Source organism: Acidimicrobiia bacterium (assembly GCA_036271555.1).
In the GTDB taxonomy this organism is placed as follows: domain Bacteria; phylum Actinomycetota; class Acidimicrobiia; order IMCC26256; family PALSA-610; genus DATBAK01.
Map to the genome: position 1 here is coordinate 1 of DATBAK010000066.1, position 18,370 is coordinate 18,370.

General features: G+C 70.6%; 17 protein-coding genes and 1 riboswitch. Of the genes, 9 read left to right on the forward strand and 8 right to left on the reverse strand.

The window, feature by feature from the left end; genetic code table 11:
• Nucleotides 1–63 precede the first annotated feature (63 nt).
• On the forward strand, nucleotides 64–1,230 hold the full coding sequence (locus VH914_15970) for a CaiB/BaiF CoA-transferase family protein (GenBank protein ID HEX4492705.1): 1,167 nt from the start codon (nucleotides 64–66) through the stop codon (nucleotides 1,228–1,230).
• A 101-nt stretch (nucleotides 1,231–1,331) separates the two neighbouring features.
• Here VH914_15970 and VH914_15975 read toward each other — a convergent pair whose 3' ends face one another.
• A complete protein-coding gene (locus tag VH914_15975) occupies nucleotides 1,332–2,396 on the reverse strand; it encodes an adenylate cyclase regulatory domain-containing protein (GenBank protein ID HEX4492706.1) in 1,065 nt (354 codons plus the stop codon).
• An 18-nt stretch (nucleotides 2,397–2,414) separates the two neighbouring features.
• Between VH914_15975 and VH914_15980 the strand changes: the two genes are divergently transcribed.
• On the forward strand, nucleotides 2,415–2,834 hold the full coding sequence (locus VH914_15980; protein ID HEX4492707.1) for a zinc ribbon domain-containing protein: 420 nt from the start codon (nucleotides 2,415–2,417) through the stop codon (nucleotides 2,832–2,834).
• A 30-nt stretch (nucleotides 2,835–2,864) separates the two neighbouring features.
• A complete protein-coding gene (locus VH914_15985; GenBank protein ID HEX4492708.1) occupies nucleotides 2,865–3,353 on the forward strand; it encodes a hypothetical protein in 489 nt (162 codons plus the stop codon).
• On the opposite strand, the gene VH914_15990 is transcribed toward VH914_15985, so the two are convergent.
• The 4 genes from VH914_15990 to VH914_16005 all read right to left on the reverse strand — a co-directional run bounded on the left by VH914_15990 (nucleotide 3,350) and on the right by VH914_16005 (nucleotide 7,423).
• Nucleotides 3,350–4,054, reverse strand: a complete 705-nt coding sequence (locus VH914_15990; GenBank protein ID HEX4492709.1) for an ABC transporter ATP-binding protein — start codon at nucleotides 4,052–4,054, stop codon at nucleotides 3,350–3,352. The two genes, VH914_15985 and VH914_15990, sit on opposite strands and share 4 nt — an antisense overlap.
• Before the next feature lie 11 nt (nucleotides 4,055–4,065).
• Nucleotides 4,066–5,718 (reverse strand): iron ABC transporter permease, encoded by a 1,653-nt coding sequence (locus VH914_15995; protein ID HEX4492710.1) that lies wholly within the window; start codon nucleotides 5,716–5,718, stop codon nucleotides 4,066–4,068.
• Nucleotides 5,694–6,752: a thiamine ABC transporter substrate-binding protein gene (locus tag VH914_16000; GenBank protein ID HEX4492711.1), complete on the reverse strand. Its 1,059-nt coding sequence runs from the start codon at nucleotides 6,750–6,752 to the stop codon at nucleotides 5,694–5,696. Before VH914_16000 ends, VH914_15995 begins: the two co-directional genes overlap by 25 nt.
• A 2-nt stretch (nucleotides 6,753–6,754) precedes the next feature.
• Entirely contained in the window at nucleotides 6,755–7,423 is a 669-nt protein-coding gene (locus VH914_16005; protein HEX4492712.1) for a thiamine diphosphokinase, read from the reverse strand.
• Nucleotides 7,412–7,543: riboswitch (TPP riboswitch) on the reverse strand. (Overlaps the previous gene by 12 nt.)
• Nucleotides 7,544–7,656: 113 nt before the next feature.
• Here VH914_16005 and VH914_16010 point away from each other — a divergent pair.
• Complete coding sequence (locus tag VH914_16010; GenBank protein HEX4492713.1) at nucleotides 7,657–8,298, forward strand: TetR family transcriptional regulator; 642 nt, start codon at nucleotides 7,657–7,659, stop codon at nucleotides 8,296–8,298.
• Complete coding sequence (locus VH914_16015; protein HEX4492714.1) at nucleotides 8,295–9,239, forward strand: NAD(P)H-binding protein; 945 nt, start codon at nucleotides 8,295–8,297, stop codon at nucleotides 9,237–9,239. Before VH914_16010 ends, VH914_16015 begins: the two co-directional genes overlap by 4 nt.
• A 137-nt stretch (nucleotides 9,240–9,376) precedes the next feature.
• Here VH914_16015 and VH914_16020 read toward each other — a convergent pair whose 3' ends face one another.
• The 3 genes from VH914_16020 to VH914_16030 form a co-directional block, all read right to left on the reverse strand.
• Nucleotides 9,377–10,849, reverse strand: coding sequence for a glucosaminidase domain-containing protein (locus VH914_16020; protein HEX4492715.1), 1,473 nt, complete (start codon nucleotides 10,847–10,849; stop codon nucleotides 9,377–9,379).
• 84 nt (nucleotides 10,850–10,933) lie between these two features.
• Complete coding sequence (locus VH914_16025) at nucleotides 10,934–12,565, reverse strand: acyl-CoA synthetase (protein ID HEX4492716.1); 1,632 nt, start codon at nucleotides 12,563–12,565, stop codon at nucleotides 10,934–10,936.
• Nucleotides 12,566–12,755: 190 nt separating this feature from the next.
• Complete coding sequence (locus VH914_16030) at nucleotides 12,756–13,382, reverse strand: TetR family transcriptional regulator (protein ID HEX4492717.1); 627 nt, start codon at nucleotides 13,380–13,382, stop codon at nucleotides 12,756–12,758.
• A gap of 138 nt (nucleotides 13,383–13,520) precedes the next feature.
• Here VH914_16030 and VH914_16035 point away from each other — a divergent pair, with 138 nt between their 5' ends.
• From VH914_16035 to VH914_16050, 4 genes are all read left to right on the forward strand, one after another.
• Nucleotides 13,521–14,777, forward strand: coding sequence for an alkyl sulfatase dimerization domain-containing protein (locus VH914_16035; protein ID HEX4492718.1), 1,257 nt, complete (start codon nucleotides 13,521–13,523; stop codon nucleotides 14,775–14,777).
• A gap of 136 nt (nucleotides 14,778–14,913) precedes the next feature.
• Nucleotides 14,914–16,026 carry a hypothetical protein gene (locus tag VH914_16040; GenBank protein HEX4492719.1) on the forward strand — a complete coding sequence of 371 codons (1,113 nt, stop codon included), beginning with the start codon at nucleotides 14,914–14,916 and terminating at the stop codon, nucleotides 16,024–16,026.
• On the forward strand, nucleotides 16,023–16,823 hold the full coding sequence (locus tag VH914_16045) for an SDR family NAD(P)-dependent oxidoreductase (protein ID HEX4492720.1): 801 nt from the start codon (nucleotides 16,023–16,025) through the stop codon (nucleotides 16,821–16,823). The genes VH914_16040 and VH914_16045 overlap by 4 nt, the downstream gene beginning before the upstream one ends.
• Before the next feature lie 105 nt (nucleotides 16,824–16,928).
• Nucleotides 16,929–18,347, forward strand: coding sequence for a hypothetical protein (locus VH914_16050; protein HEX4492721.1), 1,419 nt, complete (start codon nucleotides 16,929–16,931; stop codon nucleotides 18,345–18,347).
• The last annotated feature ends 23 nt before the right edge of the window (nucleotides 18,348–18,370 follow it).

Genomic DNA, 18,370 nt, shown 5'->3' on the forward strand with positions numbered 1-18,370 from the left:
CGAAGTTCCTGCGCGAGAACGCCGAGCGGGTCTTCGGGCTCACGAGCTGAAGGAGCGCGTCGCATGGGTCCGCTCGAGGGCGTGAAGGTCATCGAGATCCCGAACATCGGGCCGATGCAGTTCGCGGGCATGTTGCTCGCCGACCTCGGCGCCGAGGTGCTGCGCCTCGACCGCGCGAGCGACGCGCCGAACGGCGCGACCGTCGGCGGGCAGAGCTTCGTGTCGCCATACTCGGTGCTCGACCGCGGCCGGCGCAGCGCGGCGATCGACCTCAAGGCACCGGGTGCCGCCGAGATCGTGCTGCGATTGTGCGAGCAGGCCGACGTGCTCATCGAAGGCTTCCGGCCCGGCGTCGCCGAACGGCTCGGCATCGGTCCCGACGCGTGTCGCGCGCGTAACCCGCGCCTCGTCTACGGCCGCATGACGGGTTGGGGTCAGGACGGCCCGTTCGCGAACGACGTCGGCCACGACATCAACTACATCGCGCTCGCCGGCGCGTTGGCGTCGTTCGGATCCGCGGGTGGACCACCGGTGTTCCCGATCAACCTCATCGCCGACTTCGGTGGTGGCGGCGCGCTGCTCGTGTCGGGCATCCTCGCCGCGCTGCTCGAACGGGCGCGTTCCGGCGAGGGTCAGGTGATCGACGCCGCGATGGTCGACGGCAGCGCGCAGCTGCTGAACGTGTTCGTCGGGCTCGACTCGATGGGCACGTGGGGCCCGCGCGGCACGAACTTCCCCGACGGCGGCGCGCACTTCTACAACGTGTACGAGACGAGCGACGGCGAGTGGATCTCGGTCGGCGCGTACGAGCCGAAGTTCTACGCGAACCTCATCTCGCTCATGGGTGTTGCGGATCTCGGGCCCGAGTCGCAGATGGACCGCGAACGCTGGCCCGAGCTCAAGGTGAAGTTCGCCGAGGTGTTCAAGACGAAGACGCGCGCCGATTGGTGCGCGGTGTTCGACGGGCACGAGGTGTGCTTCGCGCCGGTGCTCACGATGACCGAAGCGCGATCGCACCCGCACAACGTCGCGCGCAACACGTTCATCGACGTCGAAGGGGCCGCGCATCCTGCGCCCGCACCCCGCTTCGACCGCACGCCGATGGAGGTGACGCGCTCGGCCGTCGCCGCGGGCACCGACACCGACGCCGCGCTCGGCGACTGGGGCTTCACGCCCGCCGAGATCGACGACCTCGTGGTCGACGGCGTGCTCGCCCGCGGGCTGTCCTGATGGTCGCGCTCGCTGCGGGCCGGAATACCCGACCCGCGGCTGCTCGCCGCTCCTGACGCCTCGAACCGGCGCGGGATCCCGCGCGATCGCCCGAAGGGCGGTCAGCTCGTCGGCGAGATCGCGAACAGCTCCACCGGGTCGTCGAAGCCCTTGAGCGAGTGCGCGCCGAGGTCGACGACGTGCCAGTCGTGCGCCGGCAGCGCGTCACGGACTTCGCGCGTCACCACGATCGCCCCCGGTTCCGCGATCGGCACGGCGCGCGCCGCGAGGTTCACGGGCGCGCCGAAGTAGTCGCCGTCGCGCGGCAGCACGTCGCCCGCCGCGACCGCGGCGCGGGCCGCATGAAGCTGTGGGTGCGCGGCAACGCGATCCAGGATTGTCGTCGCGGCCCGGCACGCCTGCGCCGCATCGGATGCCACGAACATGACGGCGTCGCCGATGCGCTTGACGACCCGTCCACCCGAGGCGACGACAACATCGGACGCGTCGCGCTCGAAGTCGCTGAGCGCGGCCGACAGCTCGCGTTCGGGCAAGGCGAGCGTCAACCGAGTCGACTCGACGAGGTCGACGAACGCAACCGAGAGCGACATGCGCGGCGCGGGTTCCTGGCTCGAGAAACGACCGGTGCTCGCGGCTTCGAAGTGCAACCGCAACAGGACGTCGAGCACGGGCGCGACCGACAGGAGCGCGACCGTCGCCTCCGCGCCGGCGCGCGCGATGCCCGCGAGCGACTCACCCTCTTCGACGAGCGACGCCTGGCGGTTGCTCGCGAACGTCGCGAGCGCGGCCTCGGCGAGCCCCGCGGTCGCGTTGCCGAGCACGCGCGTGAACTGCAGGGTCTCGTTCTCGCCGATCGCGTCGACGCCGAGCAGGAACGACTGCATGACGACGACCTCGAGGCGGCTGCACGCGGGCGCAGCGCCCGGATCGGGCAACCCCGCAGCGAGCCGCACGCGACGCACGAGCTCGGCGTCACAGCCGGCGGCGTCGGCGACCTCGTCGACCGTCATCCGCGGCTCGTCGCCGAACAGCACGCGTCGCGAGGCGAGGCTGAGGAGCACGCCCTCGTTCGCCGCGATGTCGTCGTCGGCGATGCCCACCGACCTCAGATACTCGACGAGACCTGCATGCTCGTCGTCGGGGCCGTTCCGTTGCCCACCCGGCATCCTCGTAGGATACGGCTCATGCCGATCATCATCTTCGGGATGCGCCGCCGGGCAAAGCAACACGGCGGCTGCGTCGCGGCCAGCTGCCCGCGTTGCCACAACGAGGTCGTGCTCGTCTACCTCATCGTGACGCGTTACTTCTCGCTCTTCTTCATTCCGGTGATCCCGATCTCGAAGAAGCGCATGCTGATGTGCCCGATCTGCAACTGGCAACGCGAGGTCCCGAAGGCGTCGGAGCATCTCGCGCTCGAGATGATCGGCATCACCGAGCAGTGGAAGTCGAAGCAACTCGGCGACGCCGAGTACGGGCGCCGGGTCGACGCGTTCTGGAGCTTCCTCACGAACGAGGCGCCGGCGTCGGCCAACGACGCGTCCGACATCGCGCCGCCGCACGACCAGTCGCCGCCCCCGCCGCCCGCGCCGCCGTCGGGCAACTAGCGGCGCGACGCGCCGGCGTTCGCGCTGACGATGGGGAGTGACGACCACATCGGTCGCGCGCTCCCATCCGGGTCGGAGAGGCGTTCGGGCACGCGACTCCTCGTGCTCAGCGCGATCACCGTGCTGGCCGCGACGCCGATCGCCACGTGGTGGATCGTCGGCGACCTCTCGGAGTCCAACGGCTCGGACTACACGTGGCGCGCGCCCGACGTTCCGTCGGTCGCGGTGACGGTCGGCGGGCTGCTCGCGATCGCGGCGTTGGGAACGTGCGCATTCGCCCTCTGGTCGGCGCGGCGCGACCACCGCCTGCCGAGCACCTGGCGGCTCGCCCTGTTCCCGCTGGCCGCGCTCGGCGCGTTCGTCGGATGGGGCGGTCGAGTGTTCAGTGCGGCCGTCGACGGCGCGAACATCGGCGCGGGCTTCGTGCTCCTCGCGGCCCCGATCGTGGTGGTGACGGCGCTCCCGGCGAGCGCGGTCGGTCTGTTCGGCGCAATGCGGAGCGGGCGACGCCGGAGCTAAGCGAGTGGGCGGCCGAGGAAGCGCGCCACCCACTCGTCGACCGGGTGCTGCTCGATCTCGGCGAGCGGACCCTGCTGCACGATGCGGCCGTCGCGGAGCAGCGCGACACGATCGGCGAGCGCGCGGGCTTCGTCGTGATCGTGCGTGACGACGAGCGTCGGCAGCGCGGACGCGCGCAGCAGCGCCCGCAGATCGTCGACGAGACGGTCGTGCAGCAGCCGGTCGAGTGAGCCCAGCGGCTCGTCGAGCATGAGCAAACGCGGCTTCGGAGCGAGGGTGCGCGCGAGCGCGACCCGCTGCTGCTCACCGCCCGAGAGCTTCGCGACCCGCCGGTCCGCGAATCCATCGAGACCGACGAGCGCGAGCGCGTCGTCGACGACGGCGGTTCGCTCCGACGCAGCCATGCCCGCCATGCGCAGACCGAACTCCACGTTGCCACGCACGTCGCGGTGCGGGAACAGCGCGCCGTCCTGGAACATGAGGCCGAAGCCGCGCCGGTGCGGTGGGATGTCGGCAAGATCGTCGCCGCCGAAGGAGATGCGGCCACCGTCGAGCCGCTCGAGGCCCGCGACCGCGCGCAGCAGCGTGCTCTTGCCGCTCCCACTCGGCCCGAGCAGCGCGACCGTCTCCGCGGCGGCGAGGGTGAGGCTCACCCCGTCGAGGATGCGCTTCCCACCGAGCACCACCGAGACGTCGTCCATCTCCAGCACGGTCAGAACTCGGCCAGCGCGCCGAGGCGCAGGCGTTCGAGGCCGACGACGACGAGCGCGGTGAGCAGCATGAGCACCGTGCTCAGCGCCATCGCGCGGTCGAAGTTGAGCGAACCGGGCAGGCTCAGCAATCGGAAGATCGCGATCGGCACCGTCGGCGTGTTCGGGCGCGCGATGAACGCGGTCGCGCCGAAGTCGCCGAGCGAGACCGCCGCCGCGAAGCCCGCGGCGACGACGAACGCGCGCCCGACGATCGGGAAGTCGACCTCACGCGCGACGCGCGCGGGCGACGCGCCCATCGTCGCCGCCGCCTCGCGCAGGCGCGGGTCGATCGAGCGCAGCGCGGGCACGACCGTGCGCACGACGAACGGGATCGCCACCACCGCGTGCGCGAGCGGGATGAGGAGCGGGCTCGATCGCAGGTCGAGTGGCGGTCGATCGAGCGCGATGAGGAAGCCGAAGCCGATCGTCACGGCCGACGTGCCGAGCGGGAGCATCAACAGGATGTCGAGCGCGCGCCGGCCGCCGGTACGGCGGGGCGCGAGGGCGAACGCCGCCGCACCGCCGACGACGAGCGCGATCAAGGTCGCGAGCAACGCGAACAACAGCGAGTTGCGGATCGCGTCCGACGGCGCGACGAACAGCGCCGAGCCCGGCTGCGACAGGCTTCGGTACGCGGCGAGGCTCGGGCCGCCGGAGCCACCCGAGAACGAGCGGGCGACGAGCATGGCGAGCGGCGCGCCGAGCAACAGCGCGAGCACCGCGAGCGTGCCGCCGAGGAACGCGCGCGCACCCGCGCCGCGCGGCGGGCGCGCGGTGTCGTGTGCCGACACCTGCCGCTGCCCCACCGCCATCCGTTCCTGCACGCGCGTGAGCACGAGCAGCGCGCCCACGACGGTGACGATCTGCACGATCGCGAGCGCGGCGGCGTGCCGGAGGTCGAGGAACTCGGTCGTGCGCAGGTAGATCTCGGTCTCGAGCGTCGACCGCGCCGGACCGCCGAGCAGCAGCACGATCCCGAACGACGAGAACGTGAACAGGAACACGATCGACGCGGCGGCGACGATCGCGGGCGCGAGCAGCGGCAGGGTCACGTGCCGGAACGCGCGCAACCGGGACGCGCCGAGCATCCGTGCCGCTTCCTCGCGCGACGGATCGAGGTTCTCCCACATCGTGCCGACGATGCGCACGACGACGGCGACGTTGAAGAACACGTGCGCGATCAGGATCGCCGCGACGCCGGGCAGCAGGTGCAGGCCCGCGAGCGGTCCGCCCGGTCCGAGGAGCGCCTGGAACGCCGCCGCCGCGACGACCGTCGGCAGGACGAACGGCACGACGACGAGCGAGCGCACGAGCCGCCGACCCGGGAACGCGAAGCGGGCGAGCACGAACGCCGCGGGCAGCCCGACGATCAGCGTGAGCGCGGTCGAGATCACCGCCTCCCACAACGTGAACCACGCGACCTCGCGCAACGTCGGATCGGAAAGGACGTCGCCGATGGCGGCGAAGTCGACGTGACCGCGCGGCACCAACCCGCGCCCGAGGATCGCGACGAGCGGGTACGCAAAGAACGCGCCGAGGAACGCGAGCGGCACGACGACGAGCCCGCCACGCGCGAATCGGCCGCGGATCAGTGCAGAACGATCCGGTTCCACTGCTCGATCCACGCGTCACGGTGCGCACTGATCGTCGCCGGCGCCAACGTCAGCGGGTGCGACGGGATCACCGCGAAGTCGGTGAACACCTTCGGCAACGGCGTGCCGCGCCGAGTCGGGTACACGTACATCTGCAGCGGCATGTCGGCCTGGAACTTCTCCGACAGCAGGAAGTCGACGAGCTTCTGCGCGGCCTCGAGGTGGTGCGTGCCCTTCAAGATGCCCGCGAGCTCGACCTGCAGGAAGCATCCGTCGGTGACGACGCCGACCGACGGCTTCGACTTCTTCGGGCTCGAGTAGACGACGTCGGCCGGCGGGCTCGAGCCGTACGACACCACGATCGGACGCGTGCCGTTCCCGCCGCCCGCCGTGAAGGAACCGTCGTACGCGGCGTCCCACGACGCCTCGACGAGCACTCGGTTCGCCTTCAAGTCCTTCCAGTACTGCTGCCATCCGTCGGTGCCGAACTTCGCGACGGTCGCGAGCAGGAACACGAGCCCGGTCGACGACGTCGACGGGTTCTCGACGACGGTGAGGCCCTTGTACGCGGGCTTCGTGAGATCCGCGAGCGAAATCGGCGGCGCGACGTGGTGGTCGCCGAACCACTTCTCGTCGTAGTTCACGCACACGTCGCCGTAGTCGATCGGCGTCATCCGGTGCGTCGGGTCGAGCTGGTACTTCTGCGGCACGAGGGCGAGACCCTTCGCGGTGTACGGCTCGAGGATCCCGGCGTCGACGGCGCGCGAGAGGAACGTGTTGTCGGTGCCGTACATCACGTCGGCGATCGGATCGCCCTTCGTGAGGATCGCCTGGTTCAGCTCCGCGCCGGCGTCGCCGCCCTTCAGCAATTTCACCTTGATGCCGGTCTGCGCGGTGAACGACGCGAGCACCGGCTTCGACACCGCGAACGCGTCGTGCGTGAGGAGCGTGATCGTCTGCGGGCCCGATCCGCCGCTCGATGTCGACGACGCGCGGCTGCCGCACGCGGCGAGCACGAGGGTCACCGCGATCGCGAGAATCAGAAGGCGACGCATGATCACACGACTCCTGTATCGGGCGCGACCACGAGCACGACGCCGGTGGCCACAGAGACGGTCGCGACGGTTTCGACGAGCTCGTTGCTCACGCCGCGGCTGGAGCCCGGCGCGAGCGTCTCGCCGTGCAGCGGGTAGCGCAGGCCCGTCGTGCGGACGCCCTTCGCCGCGCCGCCGACCGCGAGCAGCGTGACGAGATCGCCGGGCGCGCCCGTGATCTCGCACGTGTCGCGCACCGCGATCACGCGGCCGCGCGCGTCGATCGCCTCGAGCGCGAGCGACGCGTAGTCGTCAGAGCCGAGCAGCAAGAGGTTGGCGAGCTCGTGGTCGACGCGACCACCCCACGCCCCAACGACGACCACGCGCGTCGCAGCGCGATCGCGCGCCGCGATCAGCGCCAGCTCGAGGTCGGTGTGCTCCTTCGCCGCAGGGTGGCGCTCGACGCGCGCGCCGGCGTCCTCCGCCGCGGCGAGGTCGTCGGGCTTCACGGAATCGAAGTCGCCGACCACGACGTCGACCGTGAGCCCCAGCGCAGCGGCCTGCGCGAGCCCACCGTCGGCGGCGATCACGAGATCGGCGTGCGGGAGCCGCGCGCGCAGCGACGCCGGCGCGCGGTCACCGCCCGCGAGCACGATCGCGGTGCACGCCGACGGCTCGTCGGCCCGACTCATGTCCCTCCCTCCGCCGGCATTACCCGGAGCAGGTTCGAGGGGTCGGTGACGATGCGCCGGCTCGGCCGGCACGCGGTCACCCTCTCAGCCCGGCTTCCCCGAGCTCCCCGTGGGTGGTGCTGCTGCGGTCGACTCTATCCACGCCTGCCCGCCACCAGGCTCGATTCGATCGGTGCGCCGATCGAGCGTATGATTTGAGCAACTGCTCAAGAAGGCGGCGGATCGGAGCCGGGATGGCGAAGGCAGGACGGGTGAGCCGGCCGATGGAGCGGACGCCGGCCACCCACGCGACCCGCCAGGCGCTCGTCGACGGAGCCATCGAGAGCCTGCGCCACGACGGCTTCGGCGGTGCCAGCGCTCGCGCGATCGCGGGACGCGCGGGCGTCAATCAGAGCCTCGTCTTCTACCACTTCGGCTCCGTCGCCGAACTGCTGCTCGCCGCGCTCGACGAGGTGAGCGCGCGCCGGCTCGCGCGCTACTCCGCGGCGGTTGACGGCGTGCACGACCCACGCGAGCTGGTCGCGGTCGCGGGCGAGATCTTCCGCGAGGACCTCGACGAGGGCTACGTCACCGTGCTCGTGGAGATGATCGCGGGCGCGGCGACATCACCCGAGCTCGGCGCGCAGGTCGCGCAACGCCTCGCACCCTGGCGCACGTTCGCGCGTGATCGCATCGTCGACGCGCTCGCCGCGTCGCCGTTCGCCGCGCTGCTGCCCGTCGAGGACGCGGCGTACGCGGTCGTCGCGCTCTACCTCGGCATGGAGATGCTGAGCCACCTCGACGACGACCGCGCGCCTGCGCGCTCACTCTTCGACCATGCGGCGCGTTTCGCGGCCGCGTTCACCGCAATGCCCGCGTCCGAGGAGGATCGATGACTCCGCACGTCGCCACCACTGCCCACCGCCGCACCGATACCGGGCTCGACGTCGTGACCGGCGCGTTCTCGTACAGCGGCAGTGCCATCGCGAACCGGCTCCTGGCGCAGGGTCGCGCGGTGCGCACGCTCACCGGCCACTCGGACCGGGCGCCACTCGGGTCACCGATCGACGTGCGGTCGCTCGACTTTGCCGACCTGCCGGGTCTCGTACGCGCGCTCGACGGCGCGACGACCCTCTACAACACGTACTGGGTGCGGTTCGCGCACGGCCGCACCGACCATGCGCTCGCGATCGAGAACTCCCGCGCGTTGTTCCACGCGGCGCGTCAGGCCGGCGTACAGCGCATCGTGCACGTGAGCATCACGAATCCGTCGATCGACTCGCCGTATCCGTACTTCCGGGGCAAGGCGTTGGTCGAGCGGGCGCTCGCCGAGACCGGCGTCGGGTACACGATTCTGCGGCCTGCGATCCTGTTCGGAGGCAACGGCGTGCTGGTGAACAACATCGCCTGGTTGCTGCGCCGGCTGCCGGTCTTCGCGGTCGGCGGCGACGGCCACTACCGCATCCGACCGATCCATGTCGACGACCTCGCCGATCTCGCGCTGGCGTCGGCACTCGACGTCGACGATCGCATCGTCGACGCGGTCGGACCCGACCGGCCGACATTCACCGAGCTCGTGCTCGCGGTGCGCGACGCGGTCGGCAGCCGCGCGCGCGTCGTGCGGATCCCGGGCGCGTTCCTGCCGCCGATCTCGTCCGTGTTGAATCGCATGCTGCGCGACGTGCTCCTCACGCGCGACGAGTACCACGCGATGGCCGACGGTCTCGCCGACACCGACGGCGCTGACACCGCGCCGACGCGCATCACCGACTGGCTCGCGGAGCACGCAGCGACCCTCGGACTCCACTACGCGAACGAGCTCCAACGCCACTATTGATGATCGCGGGCGAAGCTTGCGAGCCCGACCAGAAAACTCAGACGCTCCCACCAGAACGGACGGGTCGCGGTGCGGCCCGTCCGAACCGGCGACTGAGGCGTCGAGGAGGGCGAAGCTTGCGAGCCCGACCAGAAAACTCAGTGCGCGAGCATGAGTCCGACGGGTGCGGCGGTGATCGAGGCCGGCATGCCGAGCTTGCGGGCGTCGCCGAGCGCGATGACGCTGCCGTCGTTGGTCTCGATCCAGTAGCCCTTGCCGTCGGGGCTCACGAGCAGCGAACGGGCGCCGTGGTAGTTCGCACAGCCGACGACGCTGCCGTAGTTCTGCGCGTCGCCGAAGGCATAGATCGCGCCGTCGGCCCGCAGCATCCAGTAGCCCTTGCCGTCGGGCGTGCGCTGCATTCCGACGATCGGCGACGGGAGGTTCGCCGCGCCCGTCGATCCGTAGAAGTGCGCATCACCGAACGAGAAGATGCCGCCGTCGGAGGCCACGAGCCAGTAGCCGTGACCCGACGCGGTGCGCTCCATGCCGATGACCGGCTTGTTCAGGTGGATCGCACCGGTCGAACCGTGGAACGCGGCGTCACCGAACGAGAAGATGCCGCCGTCGTCGGCGACGAGCCAGTAGCCGTGACCGGACGTCGTGCGCTCCATGCCGTTGACGGGCTTGTTCAGGTGGATGCCACCGGTCGAGCCGTGGAACGTCGCGTCACCGAACGAGAAGATGCCGCCGTCGCGACCGAGCTGCCAGTAGCCGTTGCCGGTCGCGGTCGCCTCCGCGCCGGTGATCGGCGCGTTGAGGTGATGGCCGGCCATGCCGCCGTGATACGCGGCGTTGCCGAACGAGTAGATCGAGCCGTTCGCCGTGACGACCCAGTAGCCGCTCCCCGAGACCTGACCGGGCAGGTTCGGCGAGTACGGCAGGCACGCGGAACGCGCGCCGCTGTGGACGAGCGCCTCGGAGTAGAGCTGCAGCACGCGCAGTCCGTAGTACGGCGCCGAGGCCCAGATCGCCTCGCCGCTCTGACCGCCGAAGTCCTCCCAGATGGGCGCGACACCGATGCGGTCGCTCGGCGGGCTCGGCGAGAGGCCCATGCCGCGCGTCGTCGGGTCCGCGTAGCCGCGCAGCAGCGTGAGCTGCGCGGCGACACCGGCCGCGGGCGTCGCGAAGCATCGCGACGGAAGCGTCGGCTCGTACTTCTTCTCGTCGGCGCAGGTGGTGCCGTGCCGCCGCCCGTCGTACGCGTACAGACCCGCGAAGTTGTTGAAGCTGCCGCGGATCTGTCCGTAGCTCGGGAAGGTGAGCCAACCGGTCTCGAGCATCGACTGCGCGAACGCGATGTCGCCGCGCACACCCTGCAGTCGACCTTGGTCGATGAAGGTCTGCGCGAGCTGCTCCACTCCGCCGGGCAGCGTCGGCAGGTTCGGCGCGCCGTGACCGACGGAGTCGTACCACGCCGTCAGCTGCGCGGCGGTGAGCAGGTTCGGACCCATCACCGGCGTCTGCGACGTCGTCGACGCGGCCGCGGGTGAGACCGCGATCGCGGCGAACGGCACCGCGAGCGCGAGGCCGAGGAGGCAAACGAGGAGGGGGCGCAGCAGACGGTTCATCGACGTCATCATCGGAACGGCGGCCGCGCGGTTGAGCCGGCCGCCTCTCAGGTTGCGCGGGCTGGAGCGCAACGAGCGGCGACGCTAGCCGTCCGACGCGACGAGTTGCAGCGCGGTCGCCTTCGCCTTCGGGTAATCGGGCTTTCCGTTCGGGAGTCTCGGCACGATTTCGACCAGAAAGACCTGCCGCGGAATCTTGTAGCTCGCGACCTTGCCGCGACAGTGCGCGACCAGATCTTCGAGCGCGGGCGTGCGGCCCTCACGCGGCTGTATCACTGCGGTCACACGCTCTCCCCAACGGTCGTCGGGCACGCCGACGACGAGCACGTCGAACACGTCGGGGTGCGCCTTGAGCGCGCCCTCGACCTCTTCGGGAAAGACCTTCTCGCCGCCCGAGTTGATCGAGACCGACCCGCGCCCCATCAGCGTGATGCGACCGTCGGCCTCCACCGTCGCGAAGTCGCCGGGGATCGACCAGCGTCGACCTTCCGAGTCGGTGATGAACGTCGCCGCGGACTTCTCGGGATCCTTGTAGTAGCCGAGCGGGATGTTGCCGCCGCGCGCGAGGCGACCGACCGTGCCGGAGCCGGGGGCGACGGGTTGCAGGTCGTCGTCGAGCACGGTCGTGTCGGCCGACGCGAGCACCGTCGTGATGCCTTCCTTCGGCGCGTCGCCGTCCTGCACGACACGGATGCCGTTCATGCCGGTCTCGGTGGAGCCGATCGCGTCGGTCATCACGAGGTTCGGGCCGAGCAGCGCGCGCAACTGCTCCTTCACCGTCTGCGAGAAGATCGCCGCCGTGCTGCCGAACGACAGCAGCGACGACAAGTCGATCTGACCCTGCAACCGCTCGAGCGCGTCGGCCAGCGGGCGCGCCATCGCGTCGCCCGTCACCATCAACACGTTGATCTTCTCGCGCTCGATCGAACGCAACACGTCTTCCGCGTCGAAGCTCGGCCGGTACACGAGCGTGCCACCCTCGAACAGCATGCGGAAGGTCGCGAACTGACCCGCGCCGTGCATGAGCGGCGGGCTCGGGTGCGACACGAGCGCGAAGTCGGGATTGATGCGCTCCGACGCGGCGTAGGGCGACGTGACCTTCTCGTTCGTGAACGTGTCGATGCCGCCGGCGAGCGCGTAGTACACGTCCTCCTGGCGCCACATCACGCCCTTCGGCATGCCGGTCGTGCCGCCGGTGTAGAGGAGGTAGATGTCGTCGTTCGACCGCTCGGGCCAGTCGCGCTCGGGCGACCCGGAAGCGATCGCGTCCTCGAACTCGACGGCGTTCAGCGCGGAGTCGTCGGCGCCACTCTCGTCCTCGATGCGCCAGAAGCGCGTGAGCATCGGTTGCGCGTCGCGCGCCTTCGCGATCACCGGGCCGTACTCGCGCATGTAGACGATGCCGACGATGTCGGAGTTCTCGAAGAGGTACCGCAGCTCTTCCTCGACGTAGCGGAAGTTGACGTTCACCGGCACCGCGCGCAGCTTGTAGAGCGCGAGCGCGGCCTCGGGCCATTCGATGCAGTTCGTCGCGTCGATGCCGACGTGGTCGCCGGCTTGCACGCCCCCGTCCTGCATCGCGTGGGCGAGCCGGTTCGTCCGCTCGTCGAGCTCGCGGTACGTGACCCGTCGCTTGTGGTCGATGATCGCAACGCGGTCGGGCACCTTGTCGGCCGCGATCTCGAACAGGTCGGCGAAGTTGTAATGCGGCTCCATGACGCGAAGTAGATACGCTTTCTGGTCGGGCTCGCAAGCTTCGCCCTCCCCGGACGCCTCAGTCGGCAAGTCGGGCGGTCCGCGAAGCAACCCGCCCGTCGTGGCGGGAACTGAGCAAGCGGCCAACAAACGTTCCGGCAACAGCGCGCGAGCAGAGCGAGCGGCGCGCCCTCGACCGGGGTCTGAGGCGTCAGTCGGGCGAAGCTTGCGAGCCCGACGATAAGAGCAGCCTCGCAGCCGCGTCCAAGTCCTCGTCGACGCGCTTCGCAGGATCGACGCCGCCGACCCAGCCGACGAGCGACGACAGCCACACCTGCTGCAGCACGCGGGCGATGCGCCGGTCGCGCTCGCTCTGGGCACCGATCGCGCCGGTGATGATCTGCGTCATGATCACGCTCACGCGCTCGACGATGTCGGCGTCCTCCGACCTCGACGCGCCGAACGCGCGCACCATTGCCGCGGTGACGTCGGGATAGCGACGCAACGACGCGTTCGCGCGACTGAGCACGTTCACGACGCGCTCGACCGCGTTCGCGCCGGGCGCGGGGTGCTTCTCGAGGTACGCGCGCAGGTCTTCCTGTTGCTCCACCATCGCCTCGAGCAGCAACCGCTCCTTCGAGGAGAAGTAGCGGTACAACGTGCCGAGCGCGACGTCCGCGGCCGCGGCGACATCGCGCATCTGCACCGCGTCGAACCCACCGCCGGCCGCGAGCTCGAGCGTCGCATCGAGGACGCGGCGCCGGCGCGCGGCCTGGCTGCGCGCGAGCGCGGTCGGCGCGGGCGCGGACTCAGCCCCACTCGCAGGATTCGACGCCATCACGAAAGTAGAACACGTTTCCATTTCGCGCAGCAACCATCCGAGGCGCGGGTCGCTCTGTGGCCCGCCCGACTTGTCGCGTGAGGCGTCGAGGAGGGCGAAGCTTGCGAGCCCGACCAGACGATGCAGACTTCGGCCATGCCCGACGACCTGCTCCTCACCGCCGACCGGCTCTTCACGGGCGAGCTGCCCATCGAGGAGCACCATCCGTTCCGCGGCGCGGGCGAGCTCGCGGAGGTACAGCCGGGCGTGGCCTTCGTGCAGGCGTTCGCGAACTCCGCGGTGTTCTCGACCGCGGACGGTCTCGTCGTCGTCGACACGAGCGGCGTCTTCCACGCCGCGCTCGTGCACGCATCGGTGCGCAACTGGTCGGACGCGCGACTCGACACCGCGATCTTCACGCACGGTCACATCGACCACGTCTTCGGCGTCGAGCTCTACGAGGAGGAGGCGCGCGCACACGACTGGCGACCACCGCGCGTCATCGCGCACGAGCTCATCGGGCCGCGCTTCGAGCGCTACGTGCGCACGGCCGAGTACAACGCGATCGTCAATCGCCGGCAGTTCGGTCTGCCGGCGCTGCAGTGGCCGGTCGAGTACCGCTATCCCGATCTCACGTACCGCGACGTGCTCTCGATCGAGGTCGGCGGCGAGCACTTCGAGCTGCGTCACGACCGCGGCGAGACCGACGACGGCACGTGGGTGTGGATCCCGGAGCGACGCGTGCTGTGCACCGGCGATCTCTTCGTGTGGGCGTCGCCGAACTGCGGCAACCCGCAGAAGGTGCAGCGCTACGCGGCGGACTGGGCGGTCGCGATGCGGAAGATGGCCGCGCTCGACGCCGAGATCCTCCTGCCCGGTCACGGCCTGCCGATCGTCGGTGCCGATCGCGTGCGCCACGCGCTGCTCGACTCCGCCGCGCTCCTCGAATCGCTGCTCGAGCAGACGCTCGCGATGATGAACGAGGGCGCGCGCCTCGACGACATCGTGCACACGGTGCGCGGCCCGCAGGAGCTGCTCGAACGGCCGTATCTCCGACCGATCTACGACGAGCCCGAGTTCGTCGTGCGCGGGATCTGGCGCTTCTACGGCGGTTGGTGGGACGGCAACCCCGCACACCTGAAGCCTGCGCCCGCCGGTGACCTCGCGCGCGAGCTCGCGTCGCTCGCAGGTGGCGCGAGCGCGCTCGCACAACGCGCGTCGGAGCTCGCGTCGGCCGGAGAGCTGCGACTCGCCGGTCATCTCGCCGAGCTCGCGGCGCTTGCCGCGCCCGACGACTCCGGTGTGCACCGCGTCCGCGCCGACGTGTTCGGCGCGCGAGCGCGTGCAGAAGCGTCGACGATGTCGAAGGGCGTCTTCGGATGGGCCGAGCGCGAATCGCGCGAACGGATCTGACGGGTCGCGCTCGCTGCGGGCCGGGATACCCACCCGCCGACGCTCGCCGCTCCGCGACGCGGGATGGGAGATCGCGATGGCGCTCGCTCGGTCCGCTCGCCGCTGCGGCGCTTCACCACCGTAAAGTGCCGTGTGCATGACTGAACGGTGGCGGTTCATCGATCTCGGCGCGGTCGACGCGTTCGAGAACAACGCGCAGATGGCGGTGCTCGCGCGCTCGACCGCGGAGGCGAACAAGCCGACGCTGCAGACGAGCGTGTGGGGCCGCACGCACCTCAACGTCGGCTGGTTCGACGACGTCGACGACACGCTCGACCTCGAACGCTGCGCGGAGCTCGGCGTGCAGGTGATCCGGCGTCCGTTCGCCGGCGGCGGCACCGCGTTCTACGACTCGGGCTGCACGCTGATGTGGGGCGTCCTCTTCCCGAAGGGCGCCGGCCACGACGACCTCGACGCCGAGATCGAGCGGGTCAAGCCGATCGTGCTCGACGCGCTCGGCCGCATCGGCCTCGGCGAGGTGACGTTCCGCGGCTCCGCGGACCTGCGCTGGGAGCGTGACCGCAAGCTCGGCGGTGTGTCGTCGGGCGACTTCGGCCGCATCATCAGCGTCGGCGGGTTCCTGAACATCCGGCCGCCGAACATCGACCTCTACCTCCAGGTCGTGCGCATCCCCGACGAGAAGTTCAAGGACAAGCTCGTCTCCGACATGCGCGAGGTCGTCTGCACCGCGCAAGAGGTCGCGGGACGCGACGTGACGTACGAGGAGTTCCGCGACGCGCTCATCGCCGCGATGCGCGCCGCCGACATCGAGCTCGTCGACGAGCCACTCACCGACGTCGAGCAGGCCGCGCTCGTGAAGATCTCGAATCGCATCGCGACCGACGACAGCGTGCGGCGCATCTCGTCCGACCGCTTCCGCGCCGAGGCACCCGCCGGGACGCGCGTCGGCTTCGCGAACCACAAGGGCAAGAAGCTGTGTCGCGCGGGCCTCGCGATCGACGGCTCGGGAGCGATCGTCGCCGCGATGATGGCCGGCGACATGCACGTCGCCCCGCCCGACACGCTCGATCGCGTCGCGACCGCGCTTGTCGGCGGTTCGACCGCCGACGCCGACGATCTGCGGAAGCGCATCGGATCGGTGTGGGACGACGCGAGCGTGCACCAGGCCGACGCCACGATGGGCGTCACGACCGAAGACCTGCTGACCGCGGTCACCAAGGCCGCCGCGGTCGCGGGAGGAGCGGCATGAAGATCGCGGGCTCTCGCATCCTCGTCACGGGCGCGTCCTCGGGCATCGGCGCCGCGCTCGCGCCGCAACTCGCGGCCGCGGGCGCGACGGTCGGGATCGTGGCGCGGCGCGCGGACCGGCTCGAGGCCGTCCTCGCGGAGTGCCGGAAGCACGCGCCGGAGTCGCGCATGTGGTCCGCCGATCTCGGCGACCTCGACCGCGCCGAGGAGGTCGCGCTCGAAGCGTGGGACGCGTTCGGCGGGCTCGACGGCCTCGTGAACAACGCCGCGATGCCGAAGCGCACGCCGGTCACGAAGCTCACGCCCGCCGACGTGACGTTGCTCATGGACGTCGACTTCCACTCCCCCGTCCGCATGAGCCTCGCGTTGCTCCCCAAGATGATCGAGCGCGGCTCCGGAATGATCATGTTCGTGTCGAGCATGGGCGGTCGCATCCCGATCGCGAACGAGGCCGCGTACAACGCCGCGAAATACGCGATGTGCGGTTGGAGCGAGGCGATGTTCCTCGACCTCTACGGCACGGGTGTCGAGGTGAAGCTCGTGCTGCCCGGTCCGATCGACACCGAGATCTGGGAACAGCCCGACAACGAGGCCGCGCTGTTCGACATCGAGAAGGTGCCCGCGGCCGACTGCGCGGCGGGCATCGTCGACGCGATCGCGGGCGACGGCTTCGAGTACTACGTGCCCGCGCAGTTCCCCGGCGGCATCGACGCGAAGGACATTGCGGTCGGAAAGACCCAGAACTGCGACGACTACCTCAGAGGTATGGCCGCTTTCGCGCAGAGCGCGCGCTCCTGAGCCGCCCGGCATCAGCTTGACGGCGCGGGCGCGCGGGTAGGTTGCTCGCGAGTCGCGACCTCGATATCGGGCCTCCAGCCGGCGCCCGACGAAAGGTGGGATGGCATGCCCCCGCGCCGTGCCCCGCTCGTGGCGTGCGTCATCGCCACGGTGTTGCTCGGCGCGTCCCCGCTCGGCGCGACGACCTCGGCGCGTTCGTTCGCGATGCCGCGCTCGGCGTCCGCGGTGGTGCACGCGCTCGCGTCGACGCAGGTCACGCGCGCGGCGGATGGTCCGCACGCCGACTCGTTGTGCTGGGAACGCGACTACAGCGACGCGCCCGGCGACGCGCCCATCGACGCGACGTCGTATCGACTCACCTACGACTGCCAGTCGCTCACTTGGCGGCTCGCGGTGTCACTCACCGCGCCCGTGCAACCGGCGGCCTTCGACAGCCTCGCGATCGAGATCGACACCGACAACGATCCCGGGAACGGATGCGTCGGGTTCGACGTGCTCGCGGCCGGCGTGTTCGGCCCGAACAACGTGCCGAAGGGTGTGCTCGTTGCCACACCGACGTGCGATCCGAACACGTGGACGACGGTCGGCCCCGCGGGCTTCTCGGCGTACGGCTCGGGCAAGGAGCTCGCGCTCAGCTTCTCCGAGCACGCGCTGGCCGACGCGCCCCGCCTCATCTGGAACGCGGGCGTCGTGCCGCGCGACCCGGAGCAGCCGGTCGACTCACTCCCCGACCAGGGCGTCGTCGTGGCCGGCGAGTTCCTGCCCGCGACCTCCGCGCACGACGGGTACTGGCTCGTCGACTCCGCCGGCGGCGTGCACGCGTACGGCAACGCCGGCTTCCACGGCGACCTCGGCGGCCACACGCTCGCGCAGCCGATCGTGTCGATGGCCCGCCGCACCGATCGCGACGGCTACTGGCTGCTCGGCCGCGACGGCGGCGTCTTCACGTTCGGCGACGCGCACTTCTACGGATCGACCGGCGCGCTGCGGCTCAACCGTCCGGTCGTGTCGATGGCGGCGACGAGCAATTGCGGCGGCTACTGGTTCGTCGCGGCCGACGGCGGCATCTTCAGCTTCGGGAACGCACACTTCTACGGATCGACCGGAGCGCTGCACCTCAACCGTCCCGTCGTGTCGATGGCGGCGACCCCGACCGGCCGTGGCTACTGGTTGGTCGCGTCCGACGGCGGGATCTTCGCGTTCGGCGACGCGCACTTCTACGGGTCGACCGGCGCGCTCCATCTCAATCGACCGATCGTCGGCATGGAACCGACGCCGAGCGGTCACGGCTATTGGTTGATCGCCTCCGACGGCGGGATCTTCGCGTTCGGCGACGCGCACTTCTACGGGTCGACCGGCGGCATCCACCTCGTGAGCCCGATCGTCGGCATGCGCCGCTCGCCGACCGGCAAGGGCTATCGCTTCGTCGCGGCCGACGGCGGCATCTTCGGATTCGGCGACGCGGCGTTCCTCGGCGGCCTCGGTGGCGGTCGGCCTCCGAGCCCGATCGTCGCGATGGGCTAGCTGGGCGCCGGCGCGGCGCCGCG

Coding starts and splice junctions, on each gene's coding strand:
- VH914_15970 (HEX4492705.1), top strand. CDS start 64: ATGGGTCCGCTCGAGGGCGTGAAGGTCATCGAGATCCCGAACATCGGG.
- VH914_15975 (HEX4492706.1), bottom strand. CDS start 2,396: ATGCCGGGTGGGCAACGGAACGGCCCCGACGACGAGCATGCAGGTCTC.
- VH914_15980 (HEX4492707.1), top strand. CDS start 2,415: ATGCCGATCATCATCTTCGGGATGCGCCGCCGGGCAAAGCAACACGGC.
- VH914_15985 (HEX4492708.1), top strand. CDS start 2,865: ATGGGGAGTGACGACCACATCGGTCGCGCGCTCCCATCCGGGTCGGAG.
- VH914_15990 (HEX4492709.1), bottom strand. CDS start 4,054: ATGGACGACGTCTCGGTGGTGCTCGGTGGGAAGCGCATCCTCGACGGG.
- VH914_16000 (HEX4492711.1), bottom strand. CDS start 6,752: ATGCGTCGCCTTCTGATTCTCGCGATCGCGGTGACCCTCGTGCTCGCC.
- VH914_16005 (HEX4492712.1), bottom strand. CDS start 7,423: ATGAGTCGGGCCGACGAGCCGTCGGCGTGCACCGCGATCGTGCTCGCG.
- VH914_16010 (HEX4492713.1), top strand. CDS start 7,657: ATGGCGAAGGCAGGACGGGTGAGCCGGCCGATGGAGCGGACGCCGGCC.
- VH914_16015 (HEX4492714.1), top strand. CDS start 8,295: ATGACTCCGCACGTCGCCACCACTGCCCACCGCCGCACCGATACCGGG.
- VH914_16020 (HEX4492715.1), bottom strand. CDS start 10,849: ATGAACCGTCTGCTGCGCCCCCTCCTCGTTTGCCTCCTCGGCCTCGCG.
- VH914_16025 (HEX4492716.1), bottom strand. CDS start 12,565: ATGGAGCCGCATTACAACTTCGCCGACCTGTTCGAGATCGCGGCCGAC.
- VH914_16030 (HEX4492717.1), bottom strand. CDS start 13,382: ATGGCGTCGAATCCTGCGAGTGGGGCTGAGTCCGCGCCCGCGCCGACC.
- VH914_16035 (HEX4492718.1), top strand. CDS start 13,521: ATGCCCGACGACCTGCTCCTCACCGCCGACCGGCTCTTCACGGGCGAG.
- VH914_16040 (HEX4492719.1), top strand. CDS start 14,914: ATGACTGAACGGTGGCGGTTCATCGATCTCGGCGCGGTCGACGCGTTC.
- VH914_16045 (HEX4492720.1), top strand. CDS start 16,023: ATGAAGATCGCGGGCTCTCGCATCCTCGTCACGGGCGCGTCCTCGGGC.
- VH914_16050 (HEX4492721.1), top strand. CDS start 16,929: ATGCCCCCGCGCCGTGCCCCGCTCGTGGCGTGCGTCATCGCCACGGTG.